Here is a 16,213-nt window from a genome sequence, read left to right on the forward strand (position 1 = left end):
GGTGTTCATCCTTGCATCGGGGGGAAATGCTGTGAGCTTAACGGAGTCTGCCGCACTGGCAAGCCAACCGATGGGCGTGGATGGGCAGCGCGCGCGGCTATGGCTATGATCAGCGCAATGAATTCACCGCTTCCTCTCCGAAATTCTTGCCCTCCGGGTGCCTGCGACTGCCAGCGCGATGAGTTGCTGGGCGTGCCGGGCGCAGACACGCGCGTGCTGTTGCTGACGCGTAACGAGGAGCAGCGCCTGCTCGAACGCCTGGAGAGCCTGCAGAGCCTGGAAGACCTCGAGCGCATGCAGAAACGCATGTTCGAGCAATTGGGCATTCGCCTGCATATCGAGCCGAGCCACGGCGAGGTACGCAGCATGCGCGGTATCCATATGCACTTCGATGCTCATCCGGGGTTGTGCCGCAAGACCCGGCAGAGTATTCCGGCAGCGATCCGACGGGCCATGGAGAAACGGCCGGAAATCGCCTGGCGTCTGCTCGACGCTAACGATTTGTTCAGCGGCTTGTAGCCGATCCTCACCAGGGCAATGCCTGTCCGTCATAGGCGTGAAAGCTGCCGCTGTGCTCGGGCCCTAATGCATCGATCACCCCTAGCATTTGCGCTGCCGCCTGTTCGGCCGGTCGTGCGGCGGTGGCGCCACGAAAGGGCTGTGACAGAGGTGAAATTACCGTGCCGGGATGCAGGGCGAGCAGGCGCGCCTTGGGCTTGCTGCGTGCCAGCTCGATGGCTGCGGTCTTGATCAACATGTTCAGCGCCGCCTTGGAGGCGCGGTAGGCATACCAACCGCCCAGGCGGTTGTCGCCGATGCTGCCGACCTTGGCCGAGAGCATGGCCATGGCGCCCTGTTTGTCCAGCAGCGGCAGGAAGTGGCGCAGCACCAGGGCGGGCCCCAGCGCATTGACCTGGAACACTGCCTGCAGCGCCTCGGCGTCGATGGCCGCCAGGCTTTTTTCCGGTGCAATACCGCCGCGGTGGAGCAACCCAGCACTGTGCAGAATCAGCTGGTAAGGCCCTTCAGCGGCCAATGCTGCGGCCGCTTCGGCAATGCTGGAGGGTGCCTCGAGGTCGAGCGCTGGCGAGCTGCTGCGGCTCAACTCGCGCACGCTGGCGCAGTTGGAGTCGGCACGCAGCAGTTGGCAGAAGGCCTGGCCGATGCTGCCGCTGGCGCCGATGACCAGCGCCTTGTAGCCGCTGCCAAGGCTGCTCAGACTCATGGTTGAGCGGCGCCCCGGCGGAAGAACAGCGTCACCTGACCCAGTTCGATGCCGAACTTACTCATGGCCGAGCGGTTGATCAGGGTGTCGTCATCCATCAGGTACATCCAGTCGTCGAAGTAGACGACGTAGGTGCTGTCATCCACCGGCAGGTTGAGGTGGTAGCGCCAGCGCAGGGCGTTGCCGGCCACCTCGCCGATGGCTTCGCCGACCACGTCGTCGGCGGTGCCGATCCAGCGCCCGGTACCATCCGGGGTCAGCGTCCAGACGCGGCGCTGGCGCGTGCCATCGCTGTACAGGAAGCGTTCGTCGAGGATCAGTTTTTCGCCCTCGCGGCGGCTCTGGATATCGACGTGAAAGCGTTTGATCACTTCACCTGAGCGATCCTGGAACATGCCCCAGGCCTGCACCGGCCCGGCGAAGAAGGTGGGCAGGTCGAGTGCCGGCTTTTCGTTGGCGTAACGCTCGACCGGTACCTGACCGCAACTGATCAGCAGCAGGCTGGTCAGCACAATCAACAGGGTTTTCATGGAATACCTCACGGGTTAAGGCCAAGCAGCGCGGCGCGCAGTTTCGGGCTGCGGGTCTGCGGATCGAGCCAGATGGAGAAGAAAGCGCGGGCGAACTCGGGGTCGTCGATGATGTGCTGCAGTTTGCCGTCGACGTAGAAACGGCAGCCTGCGTCCGGCAGGAAGACCCCGGTGATGCGCGTGCCATCCTTCACATCGACGAAAGCCTGGCTCATCTGTTGCGCCCAAGCATTCTGCTGTTCGCGGTCGAGGGGCTCTCCATTGATGCGGCGGATTTCATCAAGGCTGGTGTCGACCAGGGTGTCTCGGCTGATGGTGCGCCGATAGGTCAGCTCGAGGGCAAAGGGCTGGGTGAAGTCCACGCGCTCTACCGGACTCCACAGCTTGGCGTTGTAGACCGAGAAGCCGAACCAGCTGAAATCGCCGCTGCCGATCAGGTTGGCCTGAGGCAACTGTTCACGCCAGCCAGTCTGGTTGTTGGCCCACGCCGGCAAGCTGGATAGCAACATGAGCAGCACCAGAGCTGCGCGCAGAGGTCGAAGCAGGGCTGCCATGGTTGTTCCCTCTGATCCGACTGGCGAGGGCCGCGCCCAGCCGTTGCGTGCTTGGCCCTGCGGCGACGGGCCTCGAATAAAAAAATCCGGCAACCAAAAAGGGGAGATGGGCGTTACCGGATTGCGCAGCTTGTCAGTTGGTTCGTCGTGTACTGGGCGTGTAGTTCAAGGTTGCACAGGCCTTGTACAGATCGTGCTGTCATTCAATATATGTACAAACTGTCTGGTTGTACAGATTTTGTATAGATGTGCTGCTGTGCAGATAAAGCGCAGGCGTAATTGCCTCGACGGCGCTGGCGGTATGAAGGGGCAGTGAAGGCAGCACCCTGAACTGTTCAGGTGCTGCTGCGGATGGGACGGGATTCACCAGGGCAACGGCTGGCCCTGGTAATCGATGAAGGCGCACTGGCTTTGGCCCAGTTGCCGGGTGATCACCTCGCGCAGGCCGTTGGCGCTCTGCTCGACGCTCAGCTGCGCGGCATCTCCGCCCATGTCGGTACGCACCCAGCCGGGGTGCAGGGCCAGCAGGCTCCAGGGCAGCTCAGGCAGTTGCGCCTGCCAGCTGCGTAGCAGGCTGTTCAGGGCGGCCTTGCTGGCACCGTACAGGGGCATGTCAGCGGCGAGCGCCAGTTCCACGCTGGCCATCTGCGAACTCATGCAGGCGATCACGCCGCCGTCGAGTATCTGGCCGGCCAACTGTTGCGCAAGACGAACCGGTGCCACGGCATTCGCCAGGAACAACAGGCCGATGTCGTCGACCTCAGCCTGGCGTGGGTCCTGGTGGCTGGGACCGTAGACCCCAGCGTTGAACAGGGCGCAGTCCAGGCGCTGGCCGTGCAGGGCGGCTTCGATGCTGCAGGACGCATCGAGACGATTGAGGTCGCAGGTGATCACCTGCAGTGTCTCGGGATGCTGGGTGCGCAGGGCATCCAGTGGGCTGGCTGGGCGTAGCTCACGCACCACGGCGTGCACCTGCCAGCCAGCATCGAGAAAGGCGCGAACCAGGCCGAGGCCCAGCCCGCGCGAGGCGCCGCAAATCAGAATGTGACGTTTCACGGCCACTGCATCTCGCCTTTGAGCACCTTGGCGCTCAGCTCCAGGCTGCTGTCATCTTGCAGGTGAGGGTAACGTGCCTTCATCGCCGCGATCAGCGCCTGGCTGTCCCGGGCCTTGGGCAGTTCCTGCTCCAGAGCCAGTAGATAGTCGCGGGTGAAGTGCAGGTCGGCCAGGTTCATCGCCGGCTCGCCCAGGTAGTGGCCCGGAATCAGGGTGGTCGGTTGCAGGGCTTCGAGTTGGTCCAGCGATTTCAGCCAGCGTTGGCGCGCCTCGACGCTCTGCGCGTCGGCGACCCACAGGTGGATGTTGGCGCTGGTCAGCACGCCGCCGACCACGGCCTTGATGCTCGGGATCCACAGGCTGGTGTGCTGCGGGTCATGGCCGACCACCTCGATGCGCTGGCCTTCCAGCTCCAACAGGTTGCCTTGCAGCACTTCGGGCACCAGGGTGCGGGCCGGTGCGCTGTCTTTCAGGATCGGCCCCCAATAAGCCAGCTTTGGCGCGCGTGTCTTCTCGATATAGGCGACGGTTGCTGGGGTGGCCAGCACTTTGGCTTCGGGGTAGGCACGGGTCAGTTCGTCGAGGCCGAAGTAGAAGTCCGGGTCGCCATGGCTGATGAAAATGGTGGTCAGGCGCTTGCCGCTGGCACGAATACGCTCGATCAGGGCCTTGGCTTCGCTATTGGAGAACTGCGCATCGACCAGGATGACGTCCTTCTCGCCGCTGATCAGGGTGGAGCTGACCGGGAACACCGCCGCCTCGCGTGGGTTGTAGGTGTCCAGGGTCAGTGGTTGGGCGAGGGCGCTGCTGGCCGCGGCGAGCAGGCCAAGGCCGGCGAGGAAGTGGGTGGCGAAGGACATGGCGATCTCCGGACTGGTAAGGGTGTGGCGCATCTTATGTGCTACCAGGCGAGCGAAAAGCCCCGTAAGCTGGCCATATTTGTTGCGTGAATCGAGCGAATCATGGATCGACTTATGGCGGCACGAGTATTCGTGGAGGTGGTCGAGCGGGGTAGCCAGACGGCCGCCGCCGAGGCCCTGGAGATGTCACGCGCGATGGTTTCGCGCTACCTGGCCGAACTCGAAGGCTGGGCCGGCGTGCGCCTGCTGCATCGCAGTACGCGGCGCTTGAGCCTGACCGCTGCCGGCGAGCAGATGCTGCCGCAGTGCCGTGAGATGCTGGCGCTGGCCGAGCGTATGCAGGCCCTCGGCCAAGGCGTGGATGACACCCCGCGCGGCACCCTGCGTATCACCTGCAGCCAGTCCTTCGCCCAGGCCTGGCTGGTGCATGCGCTGCAAGCCTTCACTGAGCGTTACCCGCAGGTCAACGTCGACCTGTTGGTGGGCAGCGAAGCGGTCAACCTGGTGGAGGCGCGTATCGACCTGGCGCTGCGCATCACCAACCAGCTTGACCCCAACCTGATCGCCCGGCGCCTGGCCGTGTGTCGCTCGGTGGTTTGCGCCAGCCCGGATTACCTGGCTCGGCACGGCACGCCGCAGCGCCCGGAGGATCTGGCGCGGCACAACTGCCTGGCCTATGCCTATTTCGGTCGTAGCCTGTGGGAGTTCGAGCATCAGGGCGAAGTCAGCGCCGTGTCGGTGTCCGGCAGTCTCAGCGCCAACGAGTCGATGGTGTTGCTGGAGGCGACCCTGGCCGGTGCCGGTATCAGCCTGCAACCGCTCTATTCAGTGGCGCACTTGCTGCGTGACGGGCGCCTGGTACGCCTGTTAGCGGACTACCGGCCAGCGGAGCTGGGCATCCATGCTCTATACGGCACGCGCCGACAGATGCTGCCTGCGCTGCGCCTGTTGCTGGATTTTATCGCCGAACGGCTGGCCAGCGAGGCGCACTGGTAGCATTAGCAGACCGTTAAAAGCTGCGCCGGAAACTTGCATTCGGCCAGGTAGCTTCGAGAATGAGAGTGATCGGATAAGGATTTCACCATGCCATCACTCTCGACCTTCGGCAGGCGTGTGCGCAAACTCTGGCACGGCGCAGACCTGGCTCTGGTTGGCCAGCGTCGCGAACGCCGCATGCGTATGCTGTCGAGCGCTTTCATGATGGTGATGGGCCTGCTCTGGGGGCTGTTCTTTGCCTCGCGAGGTTACTGGGCCATCGTCGTCATGGATGTGACGATCATCTTCAGTGGTGTCGCGGTGTTCGCCCTGACCCTGCGCAACCGAGCGCGTAGCGCCAACCTGATTCTGTTCAGTGCGCTGATCCTCATCGTGGTCGCCTCGACCCTGCTGCTCGATCCGCCGACCCTCACGGCGCCGCGTGCCACTCATCTCTATTTGCTGCCGGTGGCCGTGGGCGCCTTGATGGCCTTCCGTGACGAACCCTTGTGGCTGCGTTACGGCATCTCGATGTTCAGCCTGCTGCTGTTCGTCGCGCTGGCAGCATCCAACTGGCGGCCAACCGATCTCTACGCGTTGCCCGACGACGTACGTATCGTCGGCTCCTGGATGCAGGGCCTGGTCGCCATGGCGCTGTTCTTCCTGCTGCTGCACATCCTGCAGAGCGACACCGCCGAGCGTTCGGAGCTGGATCGGGATCTGCGCGCGGCCATTCGCGAGCGGCAGTTCGTGCTCTATTACCAGCCGCAACTCAATGCTGCCGGACGGGTGATCGGCGCCGAGTTGCTGATTCGCTGGCAGCATCCGCAGCGCGGGCTGCTGGCACCGGGGGAGTTCATCGACCACGCCGAGAACACCGGTCTGATCATCCCCATCGGCCAGTGGGTGCTTGAGCAGACGGCCGCGCGCCTGCGCCAGTGGAATGATGAGCCGCTTTTCGCCGACCTGGGGCTGGCAGTGAACATCAGCCAGAAGCAGTTCTCGCAGAGCAGTTTCGTCGCCGAAATTCTCGGTTTGATCGAGCGCCACGGCATCGATGCGCAGCGGTTGGAGCTGGAGCTGACCGAGACGCTGATCGTCCACGATATGGAAGACCTCACGCGCAAGATGACGGCGTTGGTTGAACAGGGCGTGCGCTTCTCGCTGGATGACTTCGGCACCGGTTTTTCGTCGCTCAGCCACCTCAAGCGCCTGCCGTTGAGCAAGCTGAAGATCGATCGTTCGTTCATCTGCGACGTGCTCAGTGATGCCAATAGCGAAACCATCGTGCGTACGGTGATCGCCCTCGGCCAGAGCATGGGCATGACGGTGATCGCCGAAGGCGTGGAAACCGAGGCGCAGCGGCGCTTTCTGGCCGATAACGGCTGCAGTCAGTTCCAGGGTTATCTGCTCGGCCGGCCCATGCCGCTGGCGGATTTCTGCACCTTCGTGCAGCGTCACAACGGCTGATTCGCGTTTCCGTCCATCTGTCATCTCCAGCTCCGAGTGAACTCGAAGCAAGCGGCCAATGTCTGTCTGCTGTCGGCCCGTACCGGCAGGAATGGATGGCTATTGGCCGCTAGTGTGGCGTCTTCGTCGCGAATTCTGCCTGGATCGTGCTTGAGCATGTGCTCGTGCGTGTGGCCGGCATCGTTCATCCCGTTCTCCGGGTTCGTCTGACTGCCACGTGAAGATCGCCCCATGTTTTTATCTCGTCATGCTCCATTCCAACCCCGCATTCTTGGTGCCTGCCTGCTGCTTGGCGGCCTGCTTGGCGGCGCTCAGCCGTCATTGGCAGAAGAGGCCGCCAGCAACCAGCGTTGGGTCAGCGACAGCCTCAACACCTATGTGCGCAGTGGCCCCACCGACGGCTACCGCATCGTCGGCACCCTGGTTTCCGGGGAGAAGGTAGAGTTGTTGCGCACCCAGGGCGATTACAGCCAGGTACGCGGCGCAAGCGGCAGTACGGTATGGATTCCCAGCCGTGACCTGCAGTCCGTGCCTGGGCAGGCCGAACGCCTGCCGCAACTGGAGCAGAAGGTGGCCGATCTGACCGCCGAGCTGAAAGGCATCGATGACGCCTGGAAGGCGCGCGTACAAGGCATGCAGGAAACCCTCGACACGCGCAAGAAACTGATCGACGAGCTGCAGGCTGCACGCGGCGCGCTGGACGCCGAGCTGACCAGCACTCGCTCGCAGCTACGTGATGCCCAGGCGCAACTGGGTGAAGAACAGCAGCAAGTGCTGATGCGCTACATGGCTTACGGCGGCACCATCGCTGGTGCCGGGCTGCTGCTTGGGCTGATCCTGCCGACCATGCTGCGGGTCAAGCGCAAGCGCAGTGATCAGTGGGTCTGACTCATTCCAGGTGCGGCGCCATCAACTGCTCCAGCCACTCGATCAGCACCGCCAGGCGCCTTGAGCGCTGGCGACGGTGCGGGTAGAGCAGGGCGATCGGCATGGCAGTGGCGCGCTGCAGGGGCATGACTTCCAGCAGTTCACCGGAGGCCAGCAGGTGCTGGATGTCGAAGCGCGGAATCTGGATCAGGCCCAGACCGGCCAGGCAGCAGGCGATGTAGTTCTCGGCGTTGTTGACGATCACCCGGCTGGCTGGGCGCAGTTCGCACTGCTCGCCATTCTCGTCGACATATTCCCAGGGCAGTTCGCGGCCGCTGGTGGGTGAGGCGTAGCCGATCATCCAGTGACGGTTTTCCAGCTCATCGGCTTGCTGCGGCTCGCCATGTTCACGCAGGTAGGCTGGGCTGGCGCAGTTGATCAGCGCCAGATTGCCCAGCGGTCTGGCGGCCAGGCTGCTGTCGCTGAGCGTACCGACGCGCAGCACGCAGTCGACCCCTTCCTTGACCAGATCGATGGCGCGGTCAGTCGAACTCAGCACCAACTGCAGCTGTGGATGACGGCGCAGCAGGCTCGGTAGCGCCGGTGCGATCAGGCGCCGGGCGATGCGGCTGGGCACGTCGACCTTCAGGCGCCCGCTGACCTGGCTGCTGGTTCCCTGTGCGCTCTGCTCGATGTCTTCGGCCAGCGCCAGCAGTTCACGAATGCGTTCGAGCAACTGGCTGCCATCCGGCGTCAGGCGAACGTTACGGGTGGTGCGGTGCAGCAGGCGTACGCCCAGTTGGCTTTCCAGTTGCTGCAACGCCGCCGATACCGAGGCGCGTGGCAGCTCCAGCGCATTGGCGGCCTTGATGAAGCTGCCCATTTCGGCGATCTGCAGGAAAACGCGGTACTGCTCGAGTTTGTCCATTCATCCATCCGTTCAACCTGCCCGACGCAGCCACCACCAGGCGAGCCAGGCGGTGGCCGCGGGAACCCCGAACAATACAGCATGGATCGGCAGTTCCTCGGCCAGGGTATAGCCGTGGGAGAGTCCGGTGCGCAGGTTGAGCACGCAGACGCCCAACCACAGCAAGGTGAACAGCGTGACGGCCAGCGTGCGCTGCGCTGTCGGCGCGAAGCGCAAGGCCAGGGCGGCCAGCGCCAGGCCCACTAGCAGCAGAATCAGGGTTCGCATCCGCTCACCTCCCCGGCTTTTTTCCAGTCGCTTACTTAGTGGTATAGCCGCCATTGATCAGAATGGTCTGCCCGGTGATCCACCAGCCATCGCTGACCAGGTGACGGATGAAGGGCACCACGTCCTCGATATCGGTCAGGCCGGTCTTGGAGAAGGGCGACAGCGCCGCCGCGCTCTTGTGGTAGGCCACCGCATCGGCACCTTCCTGACCGTAGAAGAAGGGGGTGTCCATCGGGCCGGGGCCGATAGCGGTGACCGAAATGCCGCGTGCGCCGAATTCCTTGGACGCCGCTCGGGTGTAATGCTCCACCGGCGCCTTGGTGCCGGCGTAGGCCGCGTAGAAGGGGGTGTAGGCGCCCAGTAACGAGGTCACCAGGGTGCAGATCTTGCCGTTGTCCCTGACGTGCCTGCCGGCTTCCTTGAGGAAGAAGAACGCCGATTTGGAGTTGACCGCGGTCATCTCGTCATACTCGGCTTCGCTGATCTCGCTGAAGGGTTTCTTCAGCACCTTGCCCACGGTGTTGATGGCGATATCGGGGCGGCCGACTGCGGCCATCGCATCCGCGAAGAGTTTTTCCACGGCGGCGGCGCTGGTCAGGTCGCCCTGCAGCGCGACCGCCTTGGCGCCGAGCTTTTCCACCGCCTGCACGGTGGCTTCGGCCTCAGTCTTGCTTGCCGTACTGTTGTAGTGAATGACCACCGCGCTGGCGCCGTTTGCCGCCAGGTCGCGGGCCAGCAGCCCGCCGAGGTTCTTGCCGCCACCGGCGATGAGTACCGTCTTGCCTGCAATGGAATGATCGACCATGAGATGTCTCCCGGCTCGGGTTGAGGAAACCAGAGTCTAGGTAGCCATGTGAGTCTGATCAGCGTCTCGGTTCTGGATGCATTGTCCAGAAAACGCGACCAATGTGGTTCAGAAATCCCGCCGTCCGCGGTGCTCGCAGCTACCGTCGCAGGTGCCAGGGCAGGCGCAGCCTTTGGTGCTGCGCCCGGTGTCGCGCTCGACCCGCCGGGCGACGTCGGGATCGTCGGCAAACGGCAGCATGGTGGCTTCGTCGAGGTCGCGCTGGCTGCCACGGCCAAGGCTCAGTTGCACGCCCAGGAAGAACACCGCCAGGGCGATCATCCACCAGACTTCAGCCGGCATGGGCGGCTGCTCCGGCGTCGTGCGGTTCGCTGGCTGGGCTGCGCAAGGTCAGCCAGGTGTTGAGCACCATCAGCAGCATGCCGGTGAGGAAACACAGGCCGCCGACCAGGCGCACCACGAAACCGGGGTGACTGGCCTCCAGCGCCTCGACGAAGGAGTAGGTGAGGGTGCCGTCTTCGTTGACCGCGCGCCACATCAGGCCTTGGGTGATGCCGTTGACCCACATCGAGGCGATGTAGAGCACGGTGCCGATGGTCGCCAGCCAGAAGTGCGCGTTGATCATCCCAGTGCTATACATGCCGTCGCGGCCGAAGACCTTCGGGATCAGGTGATAGAGCGAGCCGAAGGTGATCATCGCCACCCAGCCCAGCGCCCCGGCATGGACGTGTCCGATGGTCCAGTCGGTGTAGTGCGACAGGGCGTTGACCGTCTTGATCGCCATCATCGGCCCCTCGAAGGTGCTCATGCCGTAGAACGCCAGCGACACCACCAGAAAACGCAGGATCGGATCGGTGCGCAGCAGGTGCCAGGCGCCGGAGAGGGTCATCATGCCGTTGACCATGCCGCCCCAGCTCGGAGCCAGGAGAATGATCGACATCACCATACCCAGCGATTGCGCCCAGTCCGGCAGGGCGGTGTAGTGCAGGTGGTGCGGGCCGGCCCAGATGTACAGGGTGATCAGCGCCCAGAAGTGGACGATGGACAGGCGGTAGGAATACACCGGCCGATCCACTTGCTTGGGCACGAAGTAATACATCATCCCCAGGAAACCGGTGGTGAGGAAGAAACCCACCGCGTTGTGCCCGTACCACCATTGCACCATGGCGTCGGTAGCGCCCGAATAGATCGAGTAGGACTTGAACCAGCTCACCGGCACCGACAGGTGGTTGACGATGTGCAGCATGGCGATGACCAGGATGAAGGCGCCGAAGAACCAGTTGCCGACGTAGATGTGGCGCGTCTTGCGCTGCGTCAGCGTAGTGAAGAAGACGATGCCGTAGGCAACCCAGACGATGGCCATCCACAGCGCGCCGGTAAACTCGATTTCGGCGTATTCCTTGGTGGTGGTCAGGCCCATGGGCAGGGTCACCAGCATGATCAGGATGGTCGCCTGCCAGCCCCAGAAAGTGAACGCGGCCAGTTTGTCGGAGAACAGCCGCGTCTGGCAGGTGCGTTGCACCGCGTAGTAGCTGGCGGCGAACTGTGCGCTGCCGGCGAAGCCGAACACCACCAGGTTGGTGTGCAGCGGACGCAGGCGGCCGAAGCTCAGCCAGGGTGTGTCGAAGTTCAGTTCCGGCCAGACCAGTTGGGCGGCGATGAGCACGCCGGTGCACATGCCCACCACGCCCCAGAAGAGGGTCATCAGGGTGAACTGGCGGACTACTGTGTAGTTGTAGGCCAGGTGGGAAGCAGCAGATTGCATCGCGGTAACCTTCCATACAGTAATGCGGGCGCAGCCGCGCGAGTGGTGAAACTGTAGGGAGGCCGGGAAAAACAAAACAGACTCAGAAAGTACCATCTGATGCGTATCAGATGGGGCGATGGGAGGCGCGCGCTACGTTCGGCGCGCGCTTTCAGGGCTCAGGCCTGGGCGGTCAGATGACGGGCAATGCCCTTCTTCAACGGCAGCAGGCCCTGCGCCACGCGCAGCCCGGCGCCGCGCAGCAGGCGTGCGGGCAGGTGGTCGTTGGTGTACAGCTCCACCAACAGGTTGGTGGCCTGGTACAGCGGCCAGGTGGCCAGGCGCAGCTGACGTTCATAGCGGGCCAGTGGCGCAGGCGCACCAATGTCCTGACGTTTGCCATGGGCGCTCAGTAGCGCTTCGCTGAGCAGTTGCACGCCGATCAGGCCGAAGTTGAAGCCGTGCGCGGTGACCGGGTGCATGCCCACGGCGGCGTCGCCAAGCAGGGCGCAGCGGCTGCCGACCATGCGCTGCGCATAGGCGCCCACCAGCGGGTAGGCGTGGCGACTACTGATCAGTTGCATGGCGCCCAGGCGGCGGTCGAAGCGCTGCTCCATTTCGCGGGCGAAGGTGGCTTCGTCGAGCTTCTGCAAACGCTCGATCTCACGCGGCGGCAGGGTAAGCACGGTCGACGACTGCCGGCCGTTGAGCGGCAGTAGGGCCAGGGTCTGGCCGTAGCCGAACCATTCCCAGGCCACCTGCTGATGTTCCTCTTCATGCTGCATGCGGCACACCAGCATGCTCTTGCCGAAGTCCTTGAGCTGCGCGCCGATGCCGAGCTGGCGCCGGGTCTCCGAGAAACGGCTGTCGGCGGCGACCAGCAGGCGCGGCTGCAGCACCTGGCCGTCCTGAAGCACCAGTTTCACCTCGCTCTCGCTTTGCTGGATGGCATGTATACGGGCGTCACACAGCAGCTGCACGTCGGCACAGTCGCTCACGGCCTGATAGGCGGCGCGGCGAATGGCCTGGTTGGCCACCAGATGGCCGAGGCGCTCGGCGCCTGCCTGCTCGGCGCGGATCTTCAGGGCGAACAGCGAGGGGCCGTTGAATACCTGGGCATCGCGCAGCACGGCAATGTCGGCGGCAGGCAGGCTTGCCCACAGCCCCAGGCGTTCGAGCAGCGCCTGCGAGCCATGAGTGAGGGCAATCTCGCGGCCGTCGAAGGCTGGTTCGGCCAGTGGCTGTTCGCCCTGGCGTTCCAAGATCACGATGGACAGGCCATGCCCGGACAGGGCACGTGCCAGGCATAGACCTGCCGGGCCGGCGCCGACGATGACGATATCGGGTGACATGCTGCAGCTCTCCGTGCGGATGACCAGTAGGGCGGGTGAAACCCGCCATGCGCCGATACGAGTCTAGGTCGGCGCAACGCCGCCGATATTGTCCGGGATCATGCCGAGGGCTGAATCCGTTGCGCGGGCGATGGCTATGGGTTGGCATTAAATATTGTTGTTATTACTACTTTGGCCGGCTTGATAGGCGTAGTTTTCGGGTTTACTGTGGTGCGCGTTGTCTGAACTACAAAAATAATTCGGTTTGGAGTCGATGCCATGCATCCTCACTTTTCTGCAACTGTCGCTCGGCGAACGGCCTTCGCTCCGGAGGCGTTCAAGTGAAACTGGCGCTGGTCGGCGATATCGGTGGTACCAACGCACGCTTTGCCCTGTGGCGTGATGAGCAACTGGAGGCGGTGCAGGTTCTGCCGACTGCCGATTTCGAAGGGCCGGAGCAAGCCATTGCCGCCTATCTGCACGCTCAGGGCCTGGCCCCGGGTGCCATTGGTTCGGTATGCCTGGCCTGCGCCGGGCCGGTCAGCGGCAACCTGTTTCGCTTCACCAACAATCACTGGCGTATCGATCGTGCAGCGTTCTGCGAGGCGTTGCAGATCGACCGTTTGCTGATGATCAACGACTTCTCTGCCATGGCCTTGGGCATGACCCGCATCGCCGAGCATGAGCGTGTGCAGGTGTGCCCAGGCGAGCCGCAGGCAGAGCGTCCGACCCTGGTGATCGGCGCTGGCACGGGCCTGGGTGTCGGTACGTTGCTGGCGCAAGCGGATGGCAGCTGGCGGGTGCTGCCGGGCGAGGGCGGCCACGTCGACCTGCCCATCGGCAGCCCGCGCGAGGCCGAACTCTGGCAGGTGCTGTACCGACAGCTGGGCCACGTGCGCGCCGAAGACGTGCTCAGTGGCAATGGCTTGCTGGTGCTCTATCGGGCCATCTGCGAGCTGGACGGTCAGCCACTGCAGCACGCGACGCCAGCGGCCATCACTGCCGCCGCTTTGGCGGGCGAGCCTGTCGCCGGCGAGGTGCTGGAGCAGTTCAGTTGCTGGCTCGGCCGTGTTGCCGGCAACGACGTACTGACTCTGGGCGCGCGCGGCGGGGTGTATGTCGTTGGCGGCGTGGTGCCGCGTTTTGCCGAACGGTTTCTCGCCAGCGGTTTTGCCAAGAGTTTCCGCGACAAGGGTTGCATGAGCGATTACCTTCACGGCATTCCGGTGTGGCTGGTGACGGCCGAGTACCCCGGCCTGACCGGCGCTGGTGTGGCCTTGCAACAGGCGTCGGAGCGTAGCCCGGATGCAATCCGGGAGAACCGTTGATAGCACCCCGGATTTGATCCGGGCTACACAGTCATAACAAGAAAGGTGGCGGACCATGAGCCAGCCCGGTAAATCGATTTTGCTGGTCGATGACGACCAGGAAATTCGCGAACTGCTCGATACCTACCTGAGCCGCGTCGGCTTTCAGGTGCGCGCCGCGGCCGATGGCGCCGCCTTCCGCCAGAGCCTGTGTGCGGAGTCGGCCGACCTGGTGATTCTCGATGTGATGCTGCCCGACGAGGACGGCTTCAGCCTGTGCCGCTGGGTGCGCGAACACCAGCGCTTCGCCCAGGTGCCGATCATCATGCTCACCGCCAGCTCCGACGAAGCCGACCGGGTGATCGGCCTGGAGCTGGGGGCCGACGACTACCTCGGCAAGCCGTTCAGCCCGCGTGAACTGCTGGCGCGGATCAAAGCCTTGCTGCGCCGTGCGCAGTTCACCCAGGAGCGCGGTGGTGAGGTGCTGGCCTTCGAGGACTGGCGCCTGGACATGGTCAGCCATCGGCTGTTTCACCGCGACGGCGAGGAGGTGATTCTGTCCGGCGCCGACTTCGCCCTGCTCAAGCTGTTTCTCGATCACCCGCAGCAGATTCTCGACCGCGACACCATCGGTAACGCCACCCGTGGCCGTGAGGTGATGCCGCTGGAGCGCATCGTCGACATGGCCGTTAGTCGCCTGCGTCAGCGTCTGCGCGATACCGACAAGCCGCCGCGGCTGATCCGTACCGTGCGTGGCAGCGGCTATCAATTGGCGGCCACGGTCAGCCTGCAGGCCGGCGATGGGCGTTAACCCACGGCGCTGGCTGCCGCGCTCGCTGCTCGGGCGCATGCTACTGCTGACCCTGCTGGCGATCCTCGCTGCGCAGACCCTGTCCAGCGTGATCTGGCTGTCGCAACTGCGCGCCACCCAGCTCGAAGGCCTGGTCACCACTGCGCGCAGCCTGGCGCATTCGATGTCCGCCAGCGTGCGTTACTTCCGCTCGCTGCCGGTGGCGTATCGGCCGCTGGTGCTCGACCAATTGCGCAGCATGGGCGGCACGCGCTTCGTGGTCAGCCTCAATGATCGCCCGTTGCAGATGCAGCTGTTGCCGCCCACACCGCGCAAACAGGCAGTGACCGAGGCGGTGGCCGAAGTGCTGCACCAGTCGTTGGGCAATGCCGCGGACATTTCGGTGACCTTCGTCAGCCCGGACGATCTGCGCATCTTCAATGGCGGCCTGAAACTCGACGAACTGCCACGCTCCTGGGCGCATTACGCGCTGACCCTGGAGCCGGTCAATCCGCCGGTGCTGGTGACGCAGATCCAGCTGGCGCCGGGCGAGTGGCTGTACATCGCCTCGTTGCTGCCCGAGCCTTATACCAGCCTGGAAGAACCCGTCCTGCCGACCCAGCAGCTGTGGTTCATCCTCCTGACCACGGCCTTCCTGCTGCTGTTCATCGGTTTGCTGGTGCACTTGCAGAGCCGCCCGCTCAAGCGCCTGGCGCGCACCGCGCGGCATATGTCGCTGGGCGCCGAGGTAGAGCCGGTGGCCGAGGGCGGTGGGCGCGAGGTGGTCGAGGTGGCCCGCGCCTTCAATGCCATGCGCGAGCGCATCAGCCGCTACCTGACCGAGCGCAGCCAGTTGTTCAGCGCCATTTCCCATGACCTGCGCACGCCCATCACACGTTTGCGCCTGCGCGTCGAACTGCTCGACGACGAAAGTCTGCAGACCAAGTTCGGCCGCGATCTGGACGACCTCGAGCTGCTGGTCAAAGGCGCGCTGCAATGCGTGAAAGACACTGATATCCACGAGAACATCGAACCGGTGGACCTCAACCACCTGCTGCATTGCCTGGTCGAGCCTTACCTGGCGCCGGCGGGCAACGGCAGCGTGACCCTCGATGGCGAGGCCTGCGCGGCGTATCCGGGCAAGCCGCTGGCGCTGCGGCGCTGCATCGGCAACCTGATCGACAACGCCCTGAAGTACGGGCGCAACGCCCATCTGCACATCGAGGACGACGGCGCGGCCTTCGTCCTGCATGTCGATGACGAAGGCCCTGGCGTACCGGAGCAGCGCCTGGAGCAGGTGTTCGAGCCGCACTTTCGCCTTGCCGGGCAGCAGCAGGGCTACGGCCTCGGGCTGGGCATCGCGCGCAACATCGCCCACAGCCATGGTGGCGAAGTCAGCCTGCGCAACCTGCGCGAGGGCGGCTTGCGCGTCACCCTGCGCCTGCCGCGTACACCTGAGTGAATGTCACCGAACGGTGACAAAGGCGCGCGCTTTCGTGACCGG

At 64.1% G+C, this 16,213-nt stretch carries 18 protein-coding genes; 7 read left to right on the top strand and 11 right to left on the bottom strand.

Translation table 11 applies throughout. From position 1 onward, the window contains the following. Nucleotides 1-117 precede the first annotated feature (117 nt). The gene (locus BM059_RS04260; protein WP_074936955.1) at nucleotides 118-519 is read left to right on the top strand and encodes a hypothetical protein; all 402 of its coding nucleotides are present in this window, start codon (nucleotides 118-120) and stop codon (nucleotides 517-519) included. A 7-nt stretch (nucleotides 520-526) separates the two neighbouring features. Here BM059_RS04260 and BM059_RS04265 read toward each other — a convergent pair whose 3' ends face one another. From BM059_RS04265 to BM059_RS04285, 5 genes are all read right to left on the bottom strand, one after another. Next, complete coding sequence (locus BM059_RS04265) at nucleotides 527-1,225, bottom strand: SDR family NAD(P)-dependent oxidoreductase (protein ID WP_074936957.1); 699 nt, start codon at nucleotides 1,223-1,225, stop codon at nucleotides 527-529. Next, nucleotides 1,222-1,755, bottom strand: a complete 534-nt coding sequence (locus BM059_RS04270) for a DUF3833 domain-containing protein (protein WP_037005189.1) — start codon at nucleotides 1,753-1,755, stop codon at nucleotides 1,222-1,224. The genes BM059_RS04265 and BM059_RS04270 overlap by 4 nt, the downstream gene beginning before the upstream one ends. An 8-nt stretch (nucleotides 1,756-1,763) precedes the next feature. Further along, complete coding sequence (locus BM059_RS04275) at nucleotides 1,764-2,264, bottom strand: chalcone isomerase family protein (RefSeq protein WP_244154377.1); 501 nt, start codon at nucleotides 2,262-2,264, stop codon at nucleotides 1,764-1,766. 408 nt (nucleotides 2,265-2,672) lie between these two features. Further along, nucleotides 2,673-3,371, bottom strand: coding sequence for an SDR family oxidoreductase (locus BM059_RS04280; RefSeq protein ID WP_074936960.1), 699 nt, complete (start codon nucleotides 3,369-3,371; stop codon nucleotides 2,673-2,675). After that, nucleotides 3,362-4,225, bottom strand: coding sequence for an MBL fold metallo-hydrolase (locus tag BM059_RS04285; protein ID WP_074936962.1), 864 nt, complete (start codon nucleotides 4,223-4,225; stop codon nucleotides 3,362-3,364). The genes BM059_RS04280 and BM059_RS04285 overlap by 10 nt, the downstream gene beginning before the upstream one ends. A gap of 102 nt (nucleotides 4,226-4,327) precedes the next feature. Between BM059_RS04285 and BM059_RS04290 the strand changes: the two genes are divergently transcribed. From BM059_RS04290 to BM059_RS04300, 3 genes are all read left to right on the top strand, one after another. Further along, nucleotides 4,328-5,221, top strand: coding sequence for a LysR family transcriptional regulator (locus BM059_RS04290; protein WP_074936963.1), 894 nt, complete (start codon nucleotides 4,328-4,330; stop codon nucleotides 5,219-5,221). Between the two features lie 87 nt (nucleotides 5,222-5,308). Beyond that, nucleotides 5,309-6,670 carry a putative bifunctional diguanylate cyclase/phosphodiesterase gene (locus tag BM059_RS04295; protein WP_074936965.1) on the top strand — a complete coding sequence of 454 codons (1,362 nt, stop codon included), beginning with the start codon at nucleotides 5,309-5,311 and terminating at the stop codon, nucleotides 6,668-6,670. A gap of 231 nt (nucleotides 6,671-6,901) precedes the next feature. Then, on the top strand, nucleotides 6,902-7,558 hold the full coding sequence (locus BM059_RS04300; RefSeq protein WP_074936966.1) for a TIGR04211 family SH3 domain-containing protein: 657 nt from the start codon (nucleotides 6,902-6,904) through the stop codon (nucleotides 7,556-7,558). Between the two features lies 1 nt (nucleotide 7,559). Here the strand turns inward: BM059_RS04300 and BM059_RS04305 are convergent, their stop codons facing one another. The 6 genes from BM059_RS04305 to ubiM form a co-directional block, all read right to left on the bottom strand. After that, on the bottom strand, nucleotides 7,560-8,465 hold the full coding sequence (locus BM059_RS04305) for a LysR family transcriptional regulator (protein ID WP_074936968.1): 906 nt from the start codon (nucleotides 8,463-8,465) through the stop codon (nucleotides 7,560-7,562). 12 nt (nucleotides 8,466-8,477) lie between these two features. Beyond that, on the bottom strand, nucleotides 8,478-8,732 hold the full coding sequence (locus tag BM059_RS04310; protein ID WP_037005171.1) for a hypothetical protein: 255 nt from the start codon (nucleotides 8,730-8,732) through the stop codon (nucleotides 8,478-8,480). A gap of 31 nt (nucleotides 8,733-8,763) precedes the next feature. After that, nucleotides 8,764-9,537, bottom strand: a complete 774-nt coding sequence (locus tag BM059_RS04315; protein WP_074936970.1) for an SDR family oxidoreductase — start codon at nucleotides 9,535-9,537, stop codon at nucleotides 8,764-8,766. 108 nt (nucleotides 9,538-9,645) lie between these two features. Next, nucleotides 9,646-9,879 (bottom strand): cbb3-type cytochrome oxidase subunit 3, encoded by a 234-nt coding sequence (locus BM059_RS04320; protein WP_074936972.1) that lies wholly within the window; start codon nucleotides 9,877-9,879, stop codon nucleotides 9,646-9,648. Then, nucleotides 9,869-11,302 (bottom strand): cytochrome-c oxidase, cbb3-type subunit I, encoded by a 1,434-nt coding sequence (ccoN, locus tag BM059_RS04325; RefSeq protein ID WP_074936974.1) that lies wholly within the window; start codon nucleotides 11,300-11,302, stop codon nucleotides 9,869-9,871. The genes BM059_RS04320 and ccoN overlap by 11 nt, the downstream gene beginning before the upstream one ends. 158 nt (nucleotides 11,303-11,460) lie before the next feature. Next, a complete protein-coding gene (gene ubiM / locus BM059_RS04330; RefSeq protein WP_074936975.1) occupies nucleotides 11,461-12,633 on the bottom strand; it encodes a 5-demethoxyubiquinol-8 5-hydroxylase UbiM in 1,173 nt (390 codons plus the stop codon). Nucleotides 12,634-12,953: 320 nt separating this feature from the next. Between ubiM and BM059_RS04335 the strand changes: the two genes are divergently transcribed. Genes BM059_RS04335 through BM059_RS04345 form a run of 3 tightly spaced genes read left to right on the top strand, consistent with a single transcriptional unit; the run spans nucleotide 12,954 to nucleotide 16,171 of the window. Next, the gene (locus BM059_RS04335; RefSeq protein ID WP_074936977.1) at nucleotides 12,954-13,940 is read left to right on the top strand and encodes a glucokinase; all 987 of its coding nucleotides are present in this window, start codon (nucleotides 12,954-12,956) and stop codon (nucleotides 13,938-13,940) included. Between the two features lie 55 nt (nucleotides 13,941-13,995). Then, the gene (locus BM059_RS04340) at nucleotides 13,996-14,730 is read left to right on the top strand and encodes a response regulator (protein WP_074936979.1); all 735 of its coding nucleotides are present in this window, start codon (nucleotides 13,996-13,998) and stop codon (nucleotides 14,728-14,730) included. Further along, nucleotides 14,720-16,171 carry an ATP-binding protein gene (locus BM059_RS04345; protein ID WP_037005149.1) on the top strand — a complete coding sequence of 484 codons (1,452 nt, stop codon included), beginning with the start codon at nucleotides 14,720-14,722 and terminating at the stop codon, nucleotides 16,169-16,171. The genes BM059_RS04340 and BM059_RS04345 overlap by 11 nt, the downstream gene beginning before the upstream one ends. Nucleotides 16,172-16,213 lie beyond the last annotated feature (42 nt).

Origin of the sequence: Ectopseudomonas composti, assembly GCF_900115475.1 — a bacterium.
Taxonomy (GTDB): domain Bacteria; phylum Pseudomonadota; class Gammaproteobacteria; order Pseudomonadales; family Pseudomonadaceae; genus Aquipseudomonas; species Aquipseudomonas composti.

Bases quoted from the DNA above. Each gene is read 5' to 3' on its own strand.
- BM059_RS04300 (WP_074936966.1), top strand. From the start codon at position 6,902: ATGTTTTTATCTCGTCATGCTCCATTCCAACCCCGCATTCTTGGTGCC.
- BM059_RS04295 (WP_074936965.1), top strand. From the start codon at position 5,309: ATGCCATCACTCTCGACCTTCGGCAGGCGTGTGCGCAAACTCTGGCAC.
- BM059_RS04310 (WP_037005171.1), bottom strand. From the start codon at position 8,732: ATGCGAACCCTGATTCTGCTGCTAGTGGGCCTGGCGCTGGCCGCCCTG.
- BM059_RS04260 (WP_074936955.1), top strand. From the start codon at position 118: ATGAATTCACCGCTTCCTCTCCGAAATTCTTGCCCTCCGGGTGCCTGC.
- BM059_RS04320 (WP_074936972.1), bottom strand. From the start codon at position 9,879: ATGCCGGCTGAAGTCTGGTGGATGATCGCCCTGGCGGTGTTCTTCCTG.
- ccoN (WP_074936974.1), bottom strand. From the start codon at position 11,302: ATGCAATCTGCTGCTTCCCACCTGGCCTACAACTACACAGTAGTCCGC.
- BM059_RS04265 (WP_074936957.1), bottom strand. From the start codon at position 1,225: ATGAGTCTGAGCAGCCTTGGCAGCGGCTACAAGGCGCTGGTCATCGGC.
- BM059_RS04275 (WP_244154377.1), bottom strand. From the start codon at position 2,264: ATGTTGCTATCCAGCTTGCCGGCGTGGGCCAACAACCAGACTGGCTGG.
- BM059_RS04305 (WP_074936968.1), bottom strand. From the start codon at position 8,465: ATGGACAAACTCGAGCAGTACCGCGTTTTCCTGCAGATCGCCGAAATG.
- BM059_RS04315 (WP_074936970.1), bottom strand. From the start codon at position 9,537: ATGGTCGATCATTCCATTGCAGGCAAGACGGTACTCATCGCCGGTGGC.
- BM059_RS04285 (WP_074936962.1), bottom strand. From the start codon at position 4,225: ATGTCCTTCGCCACCCACTTCCTCGCCGGCCTTGGCCTGCTCGCCGCG.
- BM059_RS04290 (WP_074936963.1), top strand. From the start codon at position 4,328: ATGGATCGACTTATGGCGGCACGAGTATTCGTGGAGGTGGTCGAGCGG.
- BM059_RS04340 (WP_074936979.1), top strand. From the start codon at position 13,996: ATGAGCCAGCCCGGTAAATCGATTTTGCTGGTCGATGACGACCAGGAA.
- ubiM (WP_074936975.1), bottom strand. From the start codon at position 12,633: ATGTCACCCGATATCGTCATCGTCGGCGCCGGCCCGGCAGGTCTATGC.
- BM059_RS04345 (WP_037005149.1), top strand. From the start codon at position 14,720: ATGGGCGTTAACCCACGGCGCTGGCTGCCGCGCTCGCTGCTCGGGCGC.
- BM059_RS04270 (WP_037005189.1), bottom strand. From the start codon at position 1,755: ATGAAAACCCTGTTGATTGTGCTGACCAGCCTGCTGCTGATCAGTTGC.